This window comes from Pseudomonas salicis (genome assembly GCF_057128705.1).
On sequence record NZ_JBSKHU010000002.1, the window covers coordinates 403,137 to 422,751 of the forward strand.

Sequence of the window (19,615 nt, forward strand, 5' to 3'; positions counted from 1 at the left end):
CACTCTAGAAGCCGTCGCTTTTGTTTGCCCGATACTCACAGCCCGAGCCGCCCCTTACGTGAAGGAGTACGCATGTCACCCGACGTTCATCACTTCCTGCTGGTGTTCACCGCCTACATCGTCGGCGCCGCCAGCCCTGGACCGAGCAACATGCGCATCATGGGTGTCGCCATGCACCAAGGCAGGCGATCAGCACTGGCGCTCGCGGCTGGCGTGATCAGCGGGTCGTTTTTCTGGGGAACGATGGCGGCCACCGGGATTTCCGCCTTGCTGACCCAATACGCTCAAGCGCTCGTGCTCCTCAAGGTGGCAGGTGGGGCTTACCTGCTGTTTCTGGCGATCAAGGCGGCTCGATCCGCGCTGACCTCCGATGAGCGTATCGCCCGGGTAGCAACAGCGACCCCTTCCCTTTCCGCGTCGAAGCTTTACCAGCGCGGACTGCTCATGCACATCACCAACCCGAAAGCGCTGCTGGGCTGGGTGGCGACGATGACACTGGGGTTGGGTCCAGACGCATCGTCGACAACAGTCGCCATTATCCTCGCCGGTTGCGCGGTGCTGAGCGTCACCATTTTCTGCGGCTATGCCATCGCGTTTTCCACCGGCCCCATGGTGCGCGGCTATCGCAAGGCTCGCCGATGGATCGAAGGTACACTCGCCTTTGTGTATGGCGCGGCGGGGATGAAGCTGCTGTGTTCTCGCGTTTGAGGTCGTGCACTCCGACCTGTTCCCCCACAAGAGCATGTGATGAAGATCGTCGTTGGCACCCCTACTGATGAGCTTGAGCTCGCCTTCATACCGCCCTTCGACTGGACGCGGATGCTTCGCTTTTTTTCCGGTCGAGCCACAGGCGGCGTGGAAACCGTTCAGGACGACATTTATTACCGGACCCTCGACATTGCCGGGGATACCGGCCTGCTGAGCGTGCGTCGCGACCCGCGCCGCAACGTGCTGATCGTACGCATCGACGGCGAAGCCAGCCGCCACTTGGGCACGCTGACGCCCCGCCTCACCCGTCTGTTCGACTTGCACGCAGAGCCGGACGCCATCCGCGGGGGCTTGAGCCAGGACCCGTGGCTCGCCACGCTGCTTGACGCTGCGCCGGGCTTGCGAGTGCCGGGCGCCTGGTCCGGATTCGAATTGGTAGTGCGCACCATCGTCGGCCAGCAGGTGAGCGTGAAGGCCGCGACAACCATTGTCGGACGACTGGTCGAGCGAGCCGGAACCACCGCAACCGCGCCCGTTCACCCTCATACGCCTTGGCATTTCCCCACTCCGCGTGCGCTGGCCGAAGTGAATATGGACAAGATCGGCATGCCCACCAAGCGAGTGGCAACGCTGCAGAACTTCGCCCGGGTGGTGGCCGACGGCGAACTCGACATCGACAACGACGAACCTGATGTCGAGACGCTGCGCAAACAACTGCTCGACTTGCCGGGCATTGGGTCCTGGACGGTCGAGTACGTTGCCATGCGCGCCTGGCGGGATGCAGACGCATGGCCAGCGACTGACCTGGTATTGATGCAAGCCATCACTCGCCGACTGCCGGAGTTGATCCGTAAATCCGATCAACTGAAACACTCCCACGGTTGGCGTCCCTGGCGGGCTTACGTGGCCATGCACGTGTGGAATGAAATCGCCGATCAGGCAGGCATGGCCAAGGGTGGCTAAGCAACCCTTAGGAAGGACAGCACGGCAGCCCTCAGTGACGTAGAATCTTCCCGGACATCTGATATCCAAGACGTTAACCCCACGCCGCGAGCGCTAGACCGTGTCTGACCAACCTGACCCAAAGCCCTCAATCGACCTGAGCCTTCAGGGAGGCACTTACTCGCCTTTTGCGCTGATCGAGCGTGAGCGCAAGGTCCTGGGCCAGATCGCGTCAGGTATCCCGCTCGCCGACGTGCTGAGCAACCTCCTGCTCGCGGTTGAATCACAGAGCACCAGCATGATGGCCTCGGTGCTGTTTCTCAGTGAAGATGGCCAGTACATGCTGCACGGCGCGGCGCCAAGCCTGCCGACCACGTACAACGAAGCGATTCACGGCATTGCCATCGGCGAAGGGATCGGTTCCTGCGGGACTGCCGCAGCACGGGGCACGCCGGTGTATGTCGATGACATCGCCACCAGCCCCCTGTGGGAAGGCTACGCCGACATCGCGGTCTCCCACGGTTTGCGGGCCTGCTGGTCAATGCCCATCAAAGCCGCAGACGGCGTCGTGTTGGGTACGTTTGCGGTCTATTACGCCGAGCCGCGCTCACCGACCCCTAGCGACATCGCGGCCATTTCGGTCATCGCCCAAACGGCGGCGCTGGCCATCGAGCGGCATCGCGCGGATCAACGACTGCGGCTCAGCCAGGACGAACTGCGTGACCTTAATTCCCAGTTGGAAACCAAGGTCAACGAGCGCGTTACCGAACGCAGCCGCACCTGGCTGCTCAGCCCTGACCTGCTGTCCGTGATCAACGCACAGGGCATGATCGAGGCGTCGAACCCCGCGTGGACCATTGCGCTGGGGTGGTCGCCTGAAGAACTGAAGACGGCTTTTCTGTCCTTCGTACACCCGGACGATCTCGGCGCCAGCCAAGCGATTTTTACGCAAGCGATCAAAGGCCGTCCTGTCTCACGCTTTCAAAACCGCTACCGGCACCGCGACGGCAGTTACCGTTGGGTGGCGTGGGTCGCCGTGCTGGAAGACGGGAAGATTTATTGCAGCGGTCGCGACATCACGACAGAAAAGGACCAGGCCGCCAACCTCGCGATGCGGACACGGGAACGCGACCGGGCGTGGGGATTGTCACAAGAATTGCTGGTCATCGCGTCGCCCAACGGCACGCTCGACGAAGTCAACGCACGCTGGACCGAACAACTCGGCTGGTCAGAGCGGGAGCTGGTCGGCACCACGTTCTCCGACTACACCCACCCCGAAGATCTCCTGGCGGCGTTTGCGGCGTTCACCGGGATTTTCGACAAGCCGCTGATCACGCCGTACGAATTTCGATTGCGGCACAAGGATGGCACCTACAAGTGGTTCAGTTGGACAGGCACCTTTCAGGACGGTCGCGTCTACGCGGCTGGCCGACATGTGACCACCGAGAAAGAACAGGCAGAAGCGCTGCGCCAGTCGCAGAAAATGGAAGCCGTTGGGCAACTGACAGGCGGCGTGGCCCATGACTTCAATAACCTGCTGACGGTCATCCGCTCGTCCACTGACCTGCTCATGCGACCGTCGCTTACCGATGAACGAAGAGTGCGCTACGTGACGGCCATTTCGGAAACCGTCGACCGTGCAGCGAAACTGACTGGGCAACTCCTCGCGTTCGCACGTCGGCAGGCGCTCCAGCCCGAAGTGTTCAGTGCGTGTGACAACGTCCGGGCGATCTCGGCCATGATGGACACGCTCACGGGCTCTCGCATCGAGACGCTCATCGAACTCACCGATGCGCCTTGTTTCGTGGATGCCGACCCCAGCCAATTCGACACCGCACTGGTCAACATGGTCGCCAACGCACGGGATGCCATGCAGGGTGAAGGCAAGCTCTCCATCGCCGTGCGCGCCGTTGAATCCATGCCTGCCATCCGGCTCCACCCCGCGTCCAACCAGCCTTTCGTCGCCGTGTCCATCACCGACACCGGCTCCGGCATCCCCGCGACTCAGCTGGAACAGATCTTCGAGCCGTTCTACACCACCAAAGGCGTGGGTGAAGGCACGGGGTTGGGACTCAGTCAGGTGTTCGGGTTCGCCAAACAATCTGGCGGCGAAATCGCAGTCGTCAGCGAACTGGGCAAAGGCACGACATTCACCCTCTACCTGCCCCGCGTCGACGCGCAGGATCGAAACGCCGAGCAAGCGCTGCCCCATGCGGCACTCGAAGACGGGCACGGCACTCGCGTTCTCGTGGTGGAGGACAACGTCGATGTCGGCACCTTTGCGGTCCAGGCCTTATCGGAGCTGGGCTACGTTCCGACGCTGGCTCGCAGTGCTCATGAGGCGCTGACGGCATTGCAGGCGGCTCCCGATGCATTCGATGTCGTGTTTTCTGATGTCGTGATGCCGGGGATGACCGGCATGGAACTGGCTCATCAACTGCGGGAGCAATTCCCGGATGTTCCCGTTGTACTGACTTCCGGCTATAGCCACGTCCTGGCGCAGAACGGGTCGGCGGGTTTTGAACTGCTGCACAAACCGTACTCCATCGATCAGCTGTCCCGCGTGCTCTTGAAGGTGTCGGCCAGAAGCTGAGCAGCGCGCAGACTGAAGAACGTTGGGCTCGACGTCGCCAAGCGCGCCAGCAAGGGTGTTTTGTTGGGCGCTTTTCTACCATGATGGGGCACGTTGCTCTCCCCCATTCCCGTGCCAGGCCCATCGATGACCTCCACAACTCCCGTCTTGACCCCGTTCAGCCGTTATCAAAAATTCGTGGTTGGCCTGCTGGCGACTCTGCAGTTCGCCGTCATCATCGACTTCATGCTCATGGCTCCGCTGGGGGCGATGATTTTGCCCGCACTGAGCATGTCCGCTCGCCAGTTCGGCATGGTGGTCAGCGCCTACGCGTTCAGCGCCGGGCTGGCCGGTCTGGTCACCGCAGGCTTCGCTGACCGCTTCGATCGCAAGAAACTCCTGCTGTTCTTCTACGCCGGATTCGTCATCGGCACGCTCTGGTGCGGCTTGGCCGCCAGCTTCGAAACCCTGCTGCTGGCACGCATCGTCACGGGCATCTTCGCCGGGGTGATCGGCTCGACCGTGTTGGCGATTGCTGCCGATCTGTTTCCCCCCGAATCCCGTGGCCGGGTGATGGGAGTGCTGCAAACCGCGTTCGCCGCCAGCCAGGTCCTCGGTCTGCCAGTTGGCCTGTACCTCGCCAACCACTGGGGCTGGCACGCACCCTTCCTGCTGTTGGCCGCGCTGGGCGCGGCCGGTGGCGTGGTGATTCAACTGGCGATGCGCCCCGTGACCGACCACCTCGCGATCCGCCAGGAACACACCGCCTTTCGTCACCTGTTCAACACCTTGGCCGCGCCCAAGCATTGGGCAGCCTTCGCGGCCACCGCCCTGCTGACCACCGGCGGCTACATGTTGATGCCATTCAGCAGCGCCTTCACGGTCAACAATCTGGGCATCGACATCGCCAGCTTACCCTTCGTGTATCTGTTCACGGGCTTGAGCACCATCGTCACCGGTCCCTTGATCGGTCGCGCCGCCGATGCCTTCGGCAAGTTACGCGTGTTCTACGTCGGCAGCGCACTGACCATCATCATGGTGACGATCTACACGCACCTCTCCAACGTGCCATTGCCGGGGGTGATCGTGGTCAACACCGTGCTGTTCGTGGGTATTTTTTCGAGGCTGATTCCCTTCCAGGCCATGGTCGCTGGCGTGCCCGATCCCGCTCATCGCGGCGCGTTCAACGCCGTGAGCGCTGCCATTCAACAACTGTCGGGAGGCTTTGCCTCGATGCTCGCCGGACACATCGTCCTGATTGGCAGCGACGGCAAATTGCAGCATTTCGACTGGGTCGGCTACATCCTTTCAACGACCACGATCGTGGCCGCGTACCTTGTCTGGCGGGTGCAGCGGGATTTGTCGACACGCAACGCGTGAGGATGACTGAACTGCGCGGGTGAGCGGCGATCAGTATCGTGTCGATCCTGAGAGGTGCGCATGAACGTAATCACGCTGGTGCACGGCCGAAGCACCCATCTGGCCAATCTGATCGAGGGTCTGGAATCGTCCAGCCTCGTCCCGGATGGCCTGTGGATCGTGCACATGAACGAGCCGCTCGGTGCATTCAACAGTCACCGGTTTCCGATCCACACGTTGCAGGTGAATGAACCCGGCGGCCTACCATTGGCCAAGGCGCGCAACAGCGTGATGGCCATTGACCCGGCAGCGTCATGGGTCTTTCTCGACGTGGACTGCATTCCCGCACACGACCTGCTGGCTCAGTACCAGGATGGGCTGGAGCGCGCCCCCGACGCGCTGCACATGGGCCAGGTGCGCTACCTGCCCGAGGGCGCCAATCGCTCCGGTTGGGATGAAGCGGCGCTTTACGCGCGAGGCGTCGAACATCCGCTGGCGCAGTTTCGTGAGGGGCCAGGCAGCGCCCTTCCCTATCACTTGTTCTGGTCGCTGAATTTCGCCTGCCACGGCAGCACGTTCGGGCGCATTGGCGGTTTCGACGCGGGCTATACGGGCTATGGCGGCGAAGACACCGACTTCGCGTTCCGGGCGCGTCAGGAAGGTGTGGCCCTGCTCGACAACCCGGCAACGGCGTTCCATCAATACCACCCCACGTACGACCCGCCGTTGAATCACTTCAAGGATATCGTCACCAATGCGCGGCGCTTCTACAGCCGCTGGGGTGTCTGGCCCATGGAAGGCTGGTTGCGCGCATTTCAGGATCGAGGCCTGCTGCGCTGGGACGATGAACGCGTTGAGATTATTCAGATGCCCTCTGCTGAGCAGGTGGCTCAGGCCCTGAACCCTAAACGCCTCGGCTTCTGATCACCCGTTCCAGTGTGCCCTCAATGAAACGGGCGGCACGTGCCGCAGCGTCTGCATCGGCCCAATCGCGCCAGCGTTCTGGATCAAGCTTGAGCGCTTCATTCAACATGTCGGGCCAATCCGTTGCGGGCGGCCATCCCTGTTCCAGCCCAATTGCCACATTCAATTCATTGAGGCGCCGGGCCTGATGCCGTTGCTCGTCAAACGGACGGTCTTCGGCCACTGCGATGTAACGGCAGCCGAGGGACGCCGCTTCGCCCACCAGACTGTCGCTGGCGCTGCCGATCACGATTTCAGCGCTGCGCATTTCCTCCAGCGGATCAGGCACGGGTCCGAGCCAATGCAGGTTCGGGAGCGGCATGCCAGGCTTCAGACCGCCCGCGACCCGAAACGCTCGCTCGGGACATTGCCGCGCCACGGCCTCGATCAGCGGCGCCGACAAACCGGTGCCGCCGTGTCCGGTGATGATCAGCACCTGGCCGCGTTTTATAGCGGTGGGAAGCTCGCCCGCAAATCGCGAAAGCCAGCCGCTGTAGGTGGTTTTCTCGCGCACCCAATGTGGCGTATCGAGCGCTTCCATCTCTGCGGGATAAGGTGCCAACAATGCGCTCGCGCTTTCATAGGCCAAGCGGTGGGCGGCGTCTTCGCGAGCGCCGTGCTGTCGCACATAAACGACCGGAACCGCACACAGTCGTGCGAACACAGCGATTTCCACCGATACATCGACAACCAGCACGCAGGGCCAATGCGCCGCGAACCACTGGGCGAGCATCGCCATGCGCTCACGCACACCGTCCACCACCAGCGGCGCGTAATGCAGGACATCGAAACGCTCGACCGTCATGCCTTCCGCCGTGTCGCCTGGCAGGTCCAATCGCTGAACGCCAGCGGGCAACTCGACAGGCAATTGTGAGCCGATCAGCGTCACCGGCACGTTCAGCGCCTCTGCGATGCGCGCCGCCCGCACGCCATGACCCGCGCCATGATGGTGGACGTAATAGCCGATTTGGGATTCAGGCATGGTGCGCGGCCATTTCCGTGAGTAAGGCTTCGTAGCGGTCCAGCATCAGGTCGTGATTCCACAAGGCCTCAGCCCGTGTCCGGCAGGCTGATCGCGATTTGCCGCGAGCGACCACCATGGCGTCGGCCAGCGCGGCCACGTCATTGGGCGGCACCAGACAGCCCACTTCGTCGCTGATCAAATCAGCCATCGCGCCACGATTGAACGCAGCGACCGGCGTCCCGCAAGCCAGCGCCTCAGCGACTACCAGCCCGAACGGCTCGTCCCAGCACGGTGTCACCAGCGCCACCGCAGCGCTCGCCAGTTCGAGCGCCAGTTCAGTGCGCTGCAAATGTCCCAGGTACTCGACGCCCGGCCCCAACCGAGGCTCGATCTGCTCCTTGAAATAACGCTCGTCCACTCGCTGCCCCGCCAGTCGCAAAGGGATGCCGGCTTTACGCGCCGCATCAATGGCCAAATGCGCGCCTTTGTCAGGCACCAATCGACCCGACCACAGCGCGTGCTCGCCCACCACGCCCGCAGGCCGCCAGTGTTGCAAATCGATGCCGTTGGGGATCAGCGCGCACTGCGAGACCACATCACGCCAGCTGCGCGCATTCGCCGCCGACATCGTGCTGAAACGACCGGTCTGACGATCACCACTCAATGCATTAATCATTTCGAAAAACGGTGGCGTGTGAAGGACCGTCAGCATCGGCGTGCGAATCAACGACGCCATGGTCACCGGCACGTAATGCAGGCTGTTGTTGAAGATCACGTCGAAGCCGTAATCGTCGATCTTTTGCATCACCTTCAGGTAGGCATGATGCTCGGCGACGTAGGCGCTGCTCAGGCTGGGATGGCGGCACTGCTCCTCATCCGTAACGGCCACTGCCTCCAGCTCAGGCGCACTGCCGCCTTTGGCGAACAGGGTTACGGCGTGGCCCCGTGCACGCAAACCGAGGGTCACGTCGTGGGTGAACGCCTCCAGCCCGCCCGCAAAAGGCTGGCGTATGGGAAATTTGATGTGGGTGAGAATGCCGATGCGCAGAGGCCGATGCCCGCCTGCGGAGGGTACAAGGGGAATCTTTGCCTGATCACTGCGCCACATGCCACGCCTCCTGATGATTATTGATTCAGGCGACGCAGAACGGGATTGGTTCCACGGGAATGCTGCCCGGGATCAGTGCAAGAGCCGCAACCGCCGCTGCTCCGGCTTAAACGTTGGGCATCAAGGGCGACGCTGAGGTGGCAGCATCCGGTTCAGAAGACCATCCCGGCGCACCGCGACATGCCAGACCGTCCCTGCCACGTGCAGGATAATCAGCCCATAGACCGCGAACTGACACCACACATGCACCGTGTCGCCGAACTTGCCCAGCGGCTCGTTATGGGCAAAACCGGGCAGCGAAAGGATTCTGAAAAACGGCACATCCTGCCCGTTGCCCGCCATCAGATAACCCGTGACCGGCATGACCAATAACACGACGTACAGCAAACCGTGGGTGAGCCCCGCGAGCATCCGGGTGACGCGTTGGATGTCATCTGGATAAACGGGCGCGCGATGCCGCCAACGCCAGGTCAGGCGAATCAACACCATGAGAAACACGCTGATGCCCATCGACTCATGGGCCATGTACCAGAACACCCGCACCGGCCCCGGCGGAAAATTCTCCGCGACCCAGACAAATGGCAGCAGGAAACATAAGGCCGCAACAGTCAGCCAGTGCAGGGTCTGAGCGACACCGGTGTATCGGTCCATGAAAAATCTCGACATTCGGGGTGGCAGGAGGGCGGAAGGTTAACTCACGGGGGCTTTTCTGACCGGACTCAGACACCATAATTGCTCATATGCATCAGATAAATGGCCTGCCCTTCCTACGAGGCGTACCACACCTCAAAGTGGTTGAAGCGAACCTTCGTGCACAACTCCGGCCTGAGCTTCACTAGCTTGGGCGCCGGTGAGATCGTTGCATTCACCGTATTGACCAATTGTTCAAGCGCGGAAGGATCGACCTTTCCCTCACAATAGCGAAGGTCGTTCACTGGCGGCGGTTTCGCGACTAACTCAATCCCTGGCGCAATCAAACCTGCTTCGCGGATGGCCTTGGCGGCGCTAACGGCTCTGGGTCGGTCGCTGTTTTTGCCGATTTGCAGGTAAACACGAGCTGGCAGCACCTGCGCGTCAATAGCGGCTGCCAGATTACCTTGGGAAGGGGTCGACGCGGCGGAATCACTGCTGGTATCGCCCCCTCGAATCGCCGATGTACGATCGCTGTCGGCAAAGGCAATGATTGCATTTGCCTGCGCCTGTTCAGCGGGACTTGCGCCCTCCTTGAGCCCGTCCGTAAGCGTGTTGTTGACCAATGAAGTCACTTGAACCGCTATTCGACTGTCCATCGCATCGTCCGCCGTCAATCCGTTGAGCAGAACGATCGCCATCTTGATTTGGGTCGTTTTGTCCGAGGTCAACATGGGGCCAAGCTTGAGCAAAGTGTCCATATCGCGCCGGGCTTTCTCGGCTTTCTCAGCCCGGGCGATCGCCTCTCGATTTGAATAGCGCTGAAATTCAGACAGGGCCGTGGCCGTCGATCCGGCCAGAACAGTGGTGAGCAACCAGAAGCCGGCTTTCGTTTCGAAAAAGGCCGAGATGCTCGCCAAAAAACCCTTCCTGGCAGGCGGGCCCGCAAGCTCCTGGCGAACTTGATGGCGAAAAACCTCTTCCTCTCGAATGGCTTGCAACTGTTCGTCAGTCATCACCATGGTGAGTTCCTTCAGCCGGGGGTGAATTACGGCAGTTGCACCAGGCGCCAAAAGCTCGGGGTGTTGGCACCGGGAGCAACGGCAGGGTCGCCGTCGATCACTGCAAAGAAATCGTTGAAGTACTCCAGGTAGGCGTCGACATGAAAGATGTGCTGATTAACGTCACGCATCGTTTGCACCAACCCCCACGGACTTTCTTGTTTTGGCCGCAACGACCCGGCGTTGTAGGCGATGGCGACGAGGGGTGGGTCGACATTGGTCGGCAACCTGGCGGAAACTCCCTGCTGCTTGATGTAACAGGCCCCCGCCCTGATTGAGGTTTCGGGGTCTAGCAGCGCAGCTCGGTCCAGTGATTTGTCCCCCGTGGCCGCGCGGGCCGTGGATATCAGCGTTTGCATCAGCCCAGGAGAAACCTTGTCGGGCGTAGCGGCATCGCTGACATATTTCGGTTCTTCTCGCACGCGGTCAGCGCGTCCGCCACTTTCAGTGCAAGCCGTTGCGACGAGCAGCTCCACCGGTATGCCATAGGCTGCGGCGCACTTCTCGAAAGAGGCGCGATAGTTCGTCCATGTCTTGGCGACCGTCTTGGGCTCCCCAGCTGTACGTGGCAGCTTTCCATCCACCGCCACCCCAGCTTTTGTGAGTTGCCAGCGCGCATCCCCGTCTCCGATCGGCGCCCCATGAAGCTCCGCCAGTCTTGCTCTGTAGGGTTCGAGCCCCGTTTCCCACGAACTTGAAATAATGCTCGGCGCAGGTACGTTGACGTTAGCGGCCAACACAGTGCCGGCGGCTTTATCCGAGAACAACAAGCTCCAGGTATTGCGGCCAACGATGCCATCTTCCTTGAGCCCATGCGCTTGCTGAAACTGGCGTACAGCGAGTGCAGTGGTCGGACCGAACACACCATCCGCCGGACCACTCAGCAACTTGGCGCGGGCGAGTGACAGCTGCACGGCACGCACGTCAAGACCTCGCATCAGTGGAAAGGCGAATGATAGATCGCTGAAAAGATCCATGTCCTCACTCCTTACAGTTATCAATCACATGACACGTCAGGTCGGCATCGTGCGACACACGCCCCAGGGTCAGGTTTTGCTCACCGTTGATACCGGCTGGTCGCGCCTCGGCCCAAGCATCGCCCGCCAGGCGCTACCGCCAGAGACGTGCGATCAAAGACATAGGGTCCTGCTTTATTTTTCGCATGTAACCCACCCACAGGATGAGGGCCTCCATTGCGATACGCGGCTCATCTTTGGGGCTCAATTGCCCTATTTTTTTGAAGACGTCGTTAACGGTGTCCAGGCTAGGCATCTCACCGGGAGCGAGGGCCGTACCCGCCAGCGGCGCCAGTGCTTTCTGGATCTGTTCGGACGTGAGGTCGTTCGACGATTGCTCCCACAAAAGCATGTTGCGAAGCTCCAGCAATCCATTTTCCAGTTCACCGCGGCTGGCAAAACGATCTGCATCCTTGCCATATTTCGCCCATAGATAATCAGCACCCTCATCGCTCAAAACGTGCGTCAAGAGATCACTGACGAAGTCTGGCTGCGATAGTTGCGCGCTAAATGCGCGTTTAAATATCGGACATTGCTCAAGTGCGATGGCAGCAGACGTCGACGACACTTGTCCCTGACTGATGAGCTGGGGATCGTAAGGCGCGTTCAGCACTCGGGCTACCCAGCGACGGTATGGGTCCGAGCCCAATTGCCAAGCCGTACCCAGCGCCAATGCAACCACGGCAGCGGGTGGCAACCCACTCACCAACGGCATCACGGTGGCCGCAGACTTCATGAGCTCCACCACCGGGGACCTTCCAAATAACCCTTCGGCGGCATCAGACACTTGCTTCAATGTTTCGGGCGTGGCTCCGACGTCACCCAGTCCTTGGACAGCCCCCAAAGTCAGCTTCGCCTTTTGCAACGCCTCGGCTGCGCCTTGAGGAATCAATCCTTTGGGCAACACCGGCCCGAGCGTTTCAATCAGCACTTGTGCGCCGGACACATGTTCCTGAAGTCGCTGCACATCATCGACCAACGTGGCACGCGTTTCCGTTGTCAGCAGTGCGCTTTGAGCATCATCCACTTGACCGCCCAATACGCTGACTTGTGTTTCAAGCTTGCGTTTACTCTCTTCAGCATCACCCAGCAACTTGACTGTCTTGCGAGTGGTCTGGGCATCCGCACCGCTGGTACGCGAGCCGAAGTAATAGGAGAAAACACCGATGATGATGCCATTCACATACCCCGCAATGGCACTGCTTAAGTTCAAGACATCGGTGAACATGAGCAATGGCAGGCCAACGACGCCAACGATCAGTGCGATCACTGCGCGCACCGTTCCTTCGGGCAATGCCATCGGCGTGTCTTTCAAATTGTCGAGTACGGTCGCCGCGTCAGAGGACGACATGCTCCGTATCAAAGCGAAGTGCCGTGAGCACAGCCACCACAGGAATGCTGCAAAGCTCAACCCGACCAAAAACACCAGTGTGGCGATACGTGATTTGCTGTCCGGAAAGGAAAAAAAACCCGCGATCTCGGAAAACAGACCGGTGGTTTTAAGTGCAAAAAAGACGAGAAAAATCGATAGCCCGTAACCGAGTAACTTGAGCGGCCCAGTGAAAATCTTCCACAGCCGATCCGCGGTGTTGTCAGTCATTCCGTTGCCCTCAGCGAGCGCCACTCATGAACAATGGCTTCGCGCGTGTTTCAAGGGTTAAACATCCAGGCAACTGCTGAACAAGAACCGGCCACAGAAAAGGCGCATTCAAAGCATGGATTGTGCTTTCAACCGTCCATTGTAGGTAGTCGCAAAAATGGTGCCTGGGTATTAAATTTCTACAACCGGGATTTTTATAACGAATCAGAATTACCGGGTCTCGGCGGGCCTTGCAGGCAGTCGACAACCTGCGACGGCGTTCTATCGGAAGCGTCGCAGGCGGCGATCATTCAATTATGGGATTCAGGATGCCCACGGTGACTTACGAAGTATCTCGACGAAATTAGTCGGTTTGAATCCAGGGTCCTTCTCCACCAACACATCGCTCATGACATTGGCGAAAGCGGTATCCGGACGATGACGCGTGCCGTCGGCAAAAGCGCAGAGCACGCACTCCTTGAAACCCTCTCCGCGAGGATGCGCATGGACCACTGCTTCGCGTTGCACGTCGGGAAACGTCTCGTAGCCTATGCCCAAGGAGTCCATTTCCACGCCAACTGTCACCAGTGCTACCGTCGGGCTCAGGTGATGCGGGATGCCGGGCGTAGCGTGCAGGGCAATAGAGAGCCACACCTGCTCGATGTCGTAAGCATTAAAACCGTAAGGTTTGAGAAACGCAGCGGCGGCATTAGCGCCGTCCACTTCAAAGCGCTCATTGTCAGTGCGATAACCTTCCACGAGACCGAGGTCATGGAACATTGCACCGATGTAGAGTAATTCTGGGTTGTACGCCCGTTGAGTGCGCTCGCCGCTCAGCGCGCCGAACAGAAACACGCGGCGTGAATGGTGGTACAGCAGATCTGATTCGATGTCGCGGATGTACTCGGTGGCGGCTTTCGCCAAAGCGCTATCAGGAATTTTGATGCCAGCAATGCTAGTGCTCATGGGGACTTCCTCGTGGCGAACGCCGAGGGCGGCGTTGAGGATTCAAGTGTGTTCGCCCCTCAAAAGTTGAACAATCTGCCCGTACCTTCGATCCCGGCCAATCAACAGCGATATCACGCCAGTCTCGCTTGTTGGTGCTCGATTCGTTAGGGTGCACGCAATTTTCACCCCGTTAGAGGCGAGTCCCGGCCATGCAAAAAACCGTCGCCATTGTCGCCTTCACGGGCGTTCGGTCTCTGGATGTCACCGGGCCTATGGATGTGTTCGCAGAAGCTAATCGGTTCCTCCCCCTAGAGGACCATTACCAGCTAGATGTCGTTGGCATCGAGCATGGAGTGTTGACCTGTTCCAATGGCCTCAAGCTGAATGCTCATCGGTATTTCACTGAAGCACTGCAGGCTTATGACCTGCTGTTGGTGGCTGGCGGCCCTCAGGTGCCACTCATGGATTTCGGCCCGACCTTCCACGCCTGGCTACGCGATGCCGCTATGCGTGCGCGTCGGTTTGGCTCGATCTGCAGTGGCGCCTTCGTACTTGGGCGTGCGGGGCTGTTGGACGGGCGCACGGTGACGACCCATTGGGACGACGCGGCGACGCTGGCGACACTGTGTCCGTCGACGCAAGTGGAAGCCGACCGGCTCTACGTTCAAGACGGTGAGCTCTATACCTCTGCCGGGGTCACGGCGGGTATTGATCTGTCGTTGTACATGCTCAGCCGCGATCATGGTCCTGACGTGGCGCTGAGCGTGGCCAAACACTTGGTGGTGTTTACCCAGCGCTCCGGTGGCCAGTCACAATTCAGCCCTTTCCTGACGCCTCACGCCGAACCAACCTCGTCAGTGACCATGGTGAAGAACTACGTCCTCGCTAACCTGACGGGTGACTTGACCATTGCCTACTTGGCCAACGCCGCAAAAATGAGTGTGCGTAACTTCTCAAGAGTCTTCACCAAAGAAGCGAAAATTACCCCGGCGGAATTTGTTGAACGTGCGCGGGTGGATGCAGCCCGGGTGATTCTGCAGAGCACCAGCGTGCCGCTCAAGACCGTCGCGTACCAGTGCGGGTTTCGCGACGCCCAGCATATGCGCAACGTCTTCAATCGCAGGTTGGGGGTGACGCCACAGCAGTTCAGGTCGCATTTTGCGGTGATGATCTGAGCCGGGTGCGGGAGGCTTTTACAGGTACTCGGGCGACCAGTCGCTTAGTCGATCCAGTGCACCTTGGTGAAAGCCATAGAGGGGAGTTGAGAGGGAACTGATGTTCTCAAGCGCGGAGACCACGACCCTCGACACGCCGGGGCATTAGAGGCTCAGGGCGTGTCGGAAAATCACAGGCAGTGCGAAGAAATTTGCTTCATCCAGCAGAAACGAGCTTCAGGCCAATGACGCCAGCCAAAATCAGGACGATGCACAGAACGCGTGCCGGAGCCATGCTATCGCCAAGCAACAGGATGCCAAACACGGCAGTACCGGCAGCGCCAATTCCAGTCCAGACTGCATAACCAGTGCCCACCGGTAAACTGCGCAGCGCCAGCGACAGCAAGACCACACTCGTCAATCCACTGACGATTGTAAACACCGTAGGTCCGATTCGGCTGAAACCTTCGGACAGCTTCATGCTCAGCGCGAACACGATTTCCAGCACCCCCGCAAGGCTCAATAGTACCCATGCCATATTCGATCACCGGTTGACGGATACGCCAGGCTGATGAGCCCAACGTATCGTTGAAGAGGGTTAAACCCGGTTTAGGTCAGGCATTGGCCGGTCGACGCCGAAACGACACACCGAAACGGTTGAAGGCGTTCATCAGCCCGATGGCATAGGTCAGATCAGCAATACCTTTTTCGCCAAACTCGGCGAGGGCTGCCTGATAGTCGGCTTCCGGCACACCCGTTTCGGCGACGCGCGTCACACTCTCCGCCCAAGCCAGGGCCACGCGCTCACGCTGATTGAACAGCTTGCCAGACTCAGGCCAGACCGGGACCAGCAGCAGCTTTTCGGCGCTGACACCCAGCTTCTGCAGATCGCGGGAATGCATGTCGATGCAGAACGCGCATCCATTGATCTGCGACACTCGCAGGTAAACAAGGTCAATCAATTCTTCGGACAACCCGCACTTCTGCAATGTGACGTAGACGCCCCCGAATGCCTTGTAACCTTCGGGCGATGCCAGGGAGTAATCGATACGGTCGCTCATCATGAATCCTCGTCGTGAGCCAAATCAGGGAGGCCCATCGTGGACTCGCTTGGCACAGCTCAGAAGAGCCAAGAAACGTCTTTTACATGAGTCCATGATGATCAATGTCTACCTGTCTATGGACCAGTGCGGATGTCGATTCATGGACCTTCAGAGTGGGTCGAGCACTTCGTACAGTGCGTGCTCTTCCCGTCCCCCACGAGTTCGAATCGACGATGAACATCTTGCATATCAGTTGCAGCTCACGTGGCCCAGCATCGGAGAGCTCCAGGTTAGCTCATGCCATTCTCGATCAATTACTGCTAGACCATCCGGCAGCACGGGTCATTACCCGATTGATAGGCGGCAATACCATTCCTCACGTTGACGCCCATTATGCAGCGTCCCAACAAGCCTCCAGTGACGTGGCGGCAGAAGGGTCGACAGCCCTATCCGATGCCCTGATCAAAGAACTTGAGCAGGCTGACATGCTGGTGATCAGCACGCCTATGCATAATTTTTCCCTGCCCTCGGCACTCAAAGCCTGGATTGATCATATTGCCCGCGTCCGTCGTACCTTCAATATCGGGCCCAACGGAAAAAGCGGGTTATTGACTGACCGGCCAGTGTTCATTGCCATCGCGGCGGGCGGACACTTTTCCGGGGAGCGGGCACGCCAGCCGGATTTCCTGAGGCCTTACTTGCGCTCAGTGCTGAACATGATCGGTCTGCACGACCTGCATTTCTTCGCCGCTGAAGGTACTGCCATGGGGCCAGAGGCGCTCAACGACGCCCGAAACGGCGCAGAAAGAGCGCTGCAGCTACATTTCTTTACGTCTACCCCAGCCTGATACCCCGATCATGAGCCAATCAGCCCAGCGCTTCTCACCACTGGATCCTTCGTCGACCGAACCCATTTATCGGCAGATCTACTGGCGTGTGCGCGCAGCGATTGCCGACGGTGTGTTACAGCCGGGCGAGCGGGTGCCAGCGGCCCGGGCGTTGGCAAAGGAATTGGGCTTGGCAAGGGGAACGGTGGACAGCGCCTATGGATTACTCACCGCTGAAGGTTATCTGCAGTCCCGCGGCCAGGCGGGCACAGTGGTTGCCGAAGGCATCTACCCGACAGGACTTGACGGCGTGGTATCTCACAAGGCGACGCTCGGCGAGTTATCGACGATCAGGAATACGCCGACAGTACTGCCATTCCAGATGGCACTGCCAGCACTGGACGCGTTTCCTCGTAAGCTTTGGGCGCAACTGAGCGCGCGTTGCGTACGCGCTACCCGTGTACAGGATATGGCGAATCCGTCGTTGTACGGATTGCCTTCACTGCGCATGGAAATTGCCCGCTATCTGCAAGTGGCGCGTGGAATCCATTGCACGCCCGACCAAGTATTCATCACCTCTGGCTATCGAAATGCGATGACGTTGATTGCCCACGCCCTCCTCGAACCGGGTGACCGAGTCATTATCGAGGACCCAGGCTATGTCCCGACGCGCCAACTGTTGAAGCATCTGGGTATGCAAAGCGTGCCCGTTCAAGTCGATGGCGAAGGTCTGCATGTCGCGCAGATCTCGCAACTTGCGGCGGGTGCACGGGCGGCGGTGGTCACTCCCGCGCATCAAAGTCCACTGTGTATATCGCTCTCGTTGCCAAGGCGCATGGCCCTACTGGAATGGGCCAATCGCACACAGGCGTGGATCATCGAGGATGACTACGACGGTGAATACCGTTATGTCAGCCGGCCGCTGCCGGCACTCAAGAGTCTGGACCGTGCGGGGCGCGTGATCTATGCGGGCACATTCAGCAAGGTTCTGTTTCCGGGCATCCGTATCGGCTATCTGGTCGTGCCAAATACCCAAGTAAAACGATTCGAACACATTGGCGAGGTCTTTCTCGGGAGCTGCCCTGAACTGACTCAAGCCATCGTCGCGACGTTCATGAGCGAAGGACACTTCTCGCGACATATCCAGCGCATGCGCAGTTTGTACAGCGAACGCCGCAGAGCCACGATTGAAGGCTTGCGCAGGGCTCTCGACCCTCATGTGAATATCGATCAGCAGCCGGGCGGCATGCACCTGATTCTGCGTCTGCCCGAACACCGGGACGACTCGGCGCTCGCGAAGCAACTGAATCATGCTGGCATTTACGCGGAAGCCATGAGCGACTGGTATATCGAACATAACGGCAGTCTGGGTCTTCTGCTGGGTTTCGCGAACATCCCGACCGAGCAAGACGCAGAACTTCTAGGGAGGCGAATACTGCAGTTTTTGTGACGTTGACTTCTTTATCTGCGCGGGTAGAGCGCGGGTTGAATTTATCGAGGGTAGATATGAGCTTCCAGAACATTGCAGTTTTTTCTGGCTCGAACTTTGGCTTTCATCCGGCCTATACCAAAGGCGCCCAGGCATTGGGGCGAGAAATAGCCCGCCGAGGGCTGCGCCTGATCTACGGGGGTAGCGACAAAGGATTGATGGGTGTGGTCGCTGACAGTGTACTCGCCGAGGGTGGTGAGGTGATTGGGATCATTACTCACCTGCTCCACGATTTGGGTCATCTGCATACAGGTCTGACGCATCACGAAGTGACACCGGATATGCGCAGTCGAAAAGCACGCATGAGCGAATACGCTGATGCTTTTATCGCGCTACCGGGAGGTCTGGGCACTTTCGAGGAATTGTTCGAGGTGGCGACCCTGACGCAGCTGGGAGAGCACCGCAAAGGCGTCGGTTGCCTCAACATCAATCGGTTTTTCGAGCCCGTCCGACACCTACTGGACCACGCGGTGGATGAAGGCTTCATGAAAATCGAGCATCGCGACATGCTCCTCTTCGATAAGGGGCCCGCGGAACTCCTTGATGCCCTCCTTCACTGGCAACCGCCGGTCACGGGCAAGTGGATTGCTCCCCAACCTTAAAAGAACCGGCAGCTCACTGATCAGTTATGGGATCGCCAGATGAACATGTCAGTAGGACCGCAGCTCAATGCGGTCACTATTCGTAATGAAAAGAATGCGCCCCCGAAACTCAGCGCTTATTTAACCAATCAAGTGCTGCAGGAGATGGGAGAAAACAAAGACGTTCTGGACACGGAAGCACTCGACAAAGCCGGATTGGGAGCCAGTTTTTCAGCTTTCGACATGACCTCAATTACACCGTCAGAAATGGGGCTCGTGAGCAAAAATCTTTATGCCTTGGGGCTGATCGACAAAACGACCGCCAACTTGCTCATCTCTGCAGGCACCGACCTTGACTCAGTAGGCAATCCGAGTGCGCCAGACTTGAAGATGAATGCACTTGATTATTTCGCGGCACGTATCGCCTTTCTCCGAACAGCAAGCGTAAACAACGATCACTACGGCTTTCAGGTGGTCCCGGATTACATCAAGACGGTGTATGTGCTTCAAAACCTTGACGACTATGCAAAGTCACAGCAAGGCCGAGATGGCACTCATGGGGGTGGGATAGACATTAGAGCCTGATGCCACTGAAGGCATTGATAGATGTGGGCATGTTGGAAAAACCTGACGACGCTAAGGTCCTGGCCGACTCTCTCTATATCGGTACA

Annotated in this window: 19 protein-coding genes; 10 read left to right on the forward strand and 9 right to left on the reverse strand. The window is 59.2% G+C overall.

Annotation, left to right across the window (positions count from 1 at the left end):
* Positions 1-72: 72 nt before the first annotated feature.
* From ACWKWE_RS08030 to ACWKWE_RS08050, 5 genes are all read left to right on the forward strand, one after another.
* Entirely contained in the window at positions 73-708 is a 636-nt protein-coding gene (locus tag ACWKWE_RS08030; RefSeq protein ID WP_166596294.1) for a LysE family translocator, read from the forward strand.
* 39 nt (positions 709-747) lie between these two features.
* Complete coding sequence (locus ACWKWE_RS08035; RefSeq protein WP_483850219.1) at positions 748-1,671, forward strand: DNA-3-methyladenine glycosylase family protein; 924 nt, start codon at positions 748-750, stop codon at positions 1,669-1,671.
* Positions 1,672-1,771: 100 nt separating this feature from the next.
* Entirely contained in the window at positions 1,772-4,243 is a 2,472-nt protein-coding gene (locus tag ACWKWE_RS08040; protein ID WP_483850220.1) for a PAS domain-containing protein, read from the forward strand.
* Positions 4,244-4,369: 126 nt separating this feature from the next.
* On the forward strand, positions 4,370-5,602 hold the full coding sequence (locus tag ACWKWE_RS08045; protein ID WP_483850221.1) for an MFS transporter: 1,233 nt from the start codon (positions 4,370-4,372) through the stop codon (positions 5,600-5,602).
* A gap of 60 nt (positions 5,603-5,662) precedes the next feature.
* Positions 5,663-6,505, forward strand: a complete 843-nt coding sequence (locus tag ACWKWE_RS08050) for a glycosyltransferase family 2 protein (protein ID WP_483850222.1) — start codon at positions 5,663-5,665, stop codon at positions 6,503-6,505.
* Here ACWKWE_RS08050 and ACWKWE_RS08055 read toward each other — a convergent pair.
* The 7 genes from ACWKWE_RS08055 to ACWKWE_RS08085 form a co-directional block, all read right to left on the reverse strand.
* Entirely contained in the window at positions 6,486-7,526 is a 1,041-nt protein-coding gene (locus tag ACWKWE_RS08055) for a hypothetical protein (protein ID WP_166596289.1), read from the reverse strand. The two genes, ACWKWE_RS08050 and ACWKWE_RS08055, sit on opposite strands and share 20 nt — an antisense overlap.
* Positions 7,519-8,616, reverse strand: a complete 1,098-nt coding sequence (locus tag ACWKWE_RS08060; RefSeq protein ID WP_483850223.1) for a glycosyltransferase family 4 protein — start codon at positions 8,614-8,616, stop codon at positions 7,519-7,521. The genes ACWKWE_RS08055 and ACWKWE_RS08060 overlap by 8 nt, the downstream gene beginning before the upstream one ends.
* Positions 8,617-8,736: 120 nt before the next feature.
* Positions 8,737-9,267: a cytochrome b gene (locus ACWKWE_RS08065; protein ID WP_483850224.1), complete on the reverse strand. Its 531-nt coding sequence runs from the start codon at positions 9,265-9,267 to the stop codon at positions 8,737-8,739.
* Positions 9,268-9,383: 116 nt separating this feature from the next.
* The gene (locus ACWKWE_RS08070; RefSeq protein ID WP_483850225.1) at positions 9,384-10,268 is read right to left on the reverse strand and encodes a hypothetical protein; all 885 of its coding nucleotides are present in this window, start codon (positions 10,266-10,268) and stop codon (positions 9,384-9,386) included.
* 26 nt (positions 10,269-10,294) lie between these two features.
* Positions 10,295-11,284 carry a peptidoglycan-binding protein gene (locus tag ACWKWE_RS08075; protein ID WP_483850226.1) on the reverse strand — a complete coding sequence of 330 codons (990 nt, stop codon included), beginning with the start codon at positions 11,282-11,284 and terminating at the stop codon, positions 10,295-10,297.
* A gap of 133 nt (positions 11,285-11,417) precedes the next feature.
* Positions 11,418-12,923 (reverse strand): hypothetical protein, encoded by a 1,506-nt coding sequence (locus tag ACWKWE_RS08080; RefSeq protein ID WP_483850227.1) that lies wholly within the window; start codon positions 12,921-12,923, stop codon positions 11,418-11,420.
* A 303-nt stretch (positions 12,924-13,226) separates the two neighbouring features.
* Positions 13,227-13,868: an HD domain-containing protein gene (locus ACWKWE_RS08085; protein WP_483850228.1), complete on the reverse strand. Its 642-nt coding sequence runs from the start codon at positions 13,866-13,868 to the stop codon at positions 13,227-13,229.
* Positions 13,869-14,059: 191 nt separating this feature from the next.
* On the opposite strand from ACWKWE_RS08085, the gene ACWKWE_RS08090 reads away from it, so the two are divergent.
* Positions 14,060-15,025 (forward strand): GlxA family transcriptional regulator, encoded by a 966-nt coding sequence (locus ACWKWE_RS08090; protein WP_483850229.1) that lies wholly within the window; start codon positions 14,060-14,062, stop codon positions 15,023-15,025.
* A 196-nt stretch (positions 15,026-15,221) separates the two neighbouring features.
* Here the strand turns inward: ACWKWE_RS08090 and ACWKWE_RS08095 are convergent, their stop codons facing one another.
* Positions 15,222-15,542: a DMT family transporter gene (locus ACWKWE_RS08095; protein ID WP_483850230.1), complete on the reverse strand. Its 321-nt coding sequence runs from the start codon at positions 15,540-15,542 to the stop codon at positions 15,222-15,224.
* A 76-nt stretch (positions 15,543-15,618) separates the two neighbouring features.
* Positions 15,619-16,065 carry a carboxymuconolactone decarboxylase family protein gene (locus ACWKWE_RS08100; RefSeq protein ID WP_483850231.1) on the reverse strand — a complete coding sequence of 149 codons (447 nt, stop codon included), beginning with the start codon at positions 16,063-16,065 and terminating at the stop codon, positions 15,619-15,621.
* 215 nt (positions 16,066-16,280) lie between these two features.
* Here ACWKWE_RS08100 and ACWKWE_RS08105 point away from each other — a divergent pair, with 215 nt between their 5' ends.
* The 4 genes from ACWKWE_RS08105 to ACWKWE_RS08120 are packed head-to-tail and all read left to right on the forward strand — an operon-like array spanning position 16,281 to position 19,529.
* Positions 16,281-16,895 carry an FMN-dependent NADH-azoreductase gene (locus ACWKWE_RS08105; RefSeq protein WP_483850232.1) on the forward strand — a complete coding sequence of 205 codons (615 nt, stop codon included), beginning with the start codon at positions 16,281-16,283 and terminating at the stop codon, positions 16,893-16,895.
* 10 nt (positions 16,896-16,905) lie between these two features.
* Positions 16,906-18,324, forward strand: a complete 1,419-nt coding sequence (pdxR, locus tag ACWKWE_RS08110; protein ID WP_483850233.1) for a MocR-like pyridoxine biosynthesis transcription factor PdxR — start codon at positions 16,906-16,908, stop codon at positions 18,322-18,324.
* 56 nt (positions 18,325-18,380) lie between these two features.
* Positions 18,381-18,965 (forward strand): LOG family protein, encoded by a 585-nt coding sequence (locus ACWKWE_RS08115; RefSeq protein WP_483850234.1) that lies wholly within the window; start codon positions 18,381-18,383, stop codon positions 18,963-18,965.
* A gap of 39 nt (positions 18,966-19,004) precedes the next feature.
* Entirely contained in the window at positions 19,005-19,529 is a 525-nt protein-coding gene (locus ACWKWE_RS08120) for a hypothetical protein (protein ID WP_483850235.1), read from the forward strand.
* The last annotated feature ends 86 nt before the right edge of the window (positions 19,530-19,615 follow it).

What these genes read in the sequence shown, in the direction of transcription:
- ACWKWE_RS08115 (WP_483850234.1), top strand. Translation starts at nt 18,381, where the DNA reads ATGAGCTTCCAGAACATTGCAGTTTTTTCTGGCTCGAACTTTGGCTTT.
- ACWKWE_RS08100 (WP_483850231.1), bottom strand. Translation starts at nt 16,065, where the DNA reads ATGAGCGACCGTATCGATTACTCCCTGGCATCGCCCGAAGGTTACAAG.
- ACWKWE_RS08075 (WP_483850226.1), bottom strand. Translation starts at nt 11,284, where the DNA reads ATGGATCTTTTCAGCGATCTATCATTCGCCTTTCCACTGATGCGAGGT.
- ACWKWE_RS08120 (WP_483850235.1), top strand. Translation starts at nt 19,005, where the DNA reads ATGAACATGTCAGTAGGACCGCAGCTCAATGCGGTCACTATTCGTAAT.
- ACWKWE_RS08085 (WP_483850228.1), bottom strand. Translation starts at nt 13,868, where the DNA reads ATGAGCACTAGCATTGCTGGCATCAAAATTCCTGATAGCGCTTTGGCG.
- ACWKWE_RS08070 (WP_483850225.1), bottom strand. Translation starts at nt 10,268, where the DNA reads ATGGTGATGACTGACGAACAGTTGCAAGCCATTCGAGAGGAAGAGGTT.
- ACWKWE_RS08090 (WP_483850229.1), top strand. Translation starts at nt 14,060, where the DNA reads ATGCAAAAAACCGTCGCCATTGTCGCCTTCACGGGCGTTCGGTCTCTG.
- ACWKWE_RS08105 (WP_483850232.1), top strand. Translation starts at nt 16,281, where the DNA reads ATGAACATCTTGCATATCAGTTGCAGCTCACGTGGCCCAGCATCGGAG.
- ACWKWE_RS08060 (WP_483850223.1), bottom strand. Translation starts at nt 8,616, where the DNA reads ATGTGGCGCAGTGATCAGGCAAAGATTCCCCTTGTACCCTCCGCAGGC.
- ACWKWE_RS08055 (WP_166596289.1), bottom strand. Translation starts at nt 7,526, where the DNA reads ATGCCTGAATCCCAAATCGGCTATTACGTCCACCATCATGGCGCGGGT.
- ACWKWE_RS08030 (WP_166596294.1), top strand. Translation starts at nt 73, where the DNA reads ATGTCACCCGACGTTCATCACTTCCTGCTGGTGTTCACCGCCTACATC.
- ACWKWE_RS08080 (WP_483850227.1), bottom strand. Translation starts at nt 12,923, where the DNA reads ATGACTGACAACACCGCGGATCGGCTGTGGAAGATTTTCACTGGGCCG.
- ACWKWE_RS08065 (WP_483850224.1), bottom strand. Translation starts at nt 9,267, where the DNA reads ATGGACCGATACACCGGTGTCGCTCAGACCCTGCACTGGCTGACTGTT.
- ACWKWE_RS08095 (WP_483850230.1), bottom strand. Translation starts at nt 15,542, where the DNA reads ATGGCATGGGTACTATTGAGCCTTGCGGGGGTGCTGGAAATCGTGTTC.
- pdxR (WP_483850233.1), top strand. Translation starts at nt 16,906, where the DNA reads ATGAGCCAATCAGCCCAGCGCTTCTCACCACTGGATCCTTCGTCGACC.
- ACWKWE_RS08050 (WP_483850222.1), top strand. Translation starts at nt 5,663, where the DNA reads ATGAACGTAATCACGCTGGTGCACGGCCGAAGCACCCATCTGGCCAAT.
- ACWKWE_RS08035 (WP_483850219.1), top strand. Translation starts at nt 748, where the DNA reads ATGAAGATCGTCGTTGGCACCCCTACTGATGAGCTTGAGCTCGCCTTC.
- ACWKWE_RS08045 (WP_483850221.1), top strand. Translation starts at nt 4,370, where the DNA reads ATGACCTCCACAACTCCCGTCTTGACCCCGTTCAGCCGTTATCAAAAA.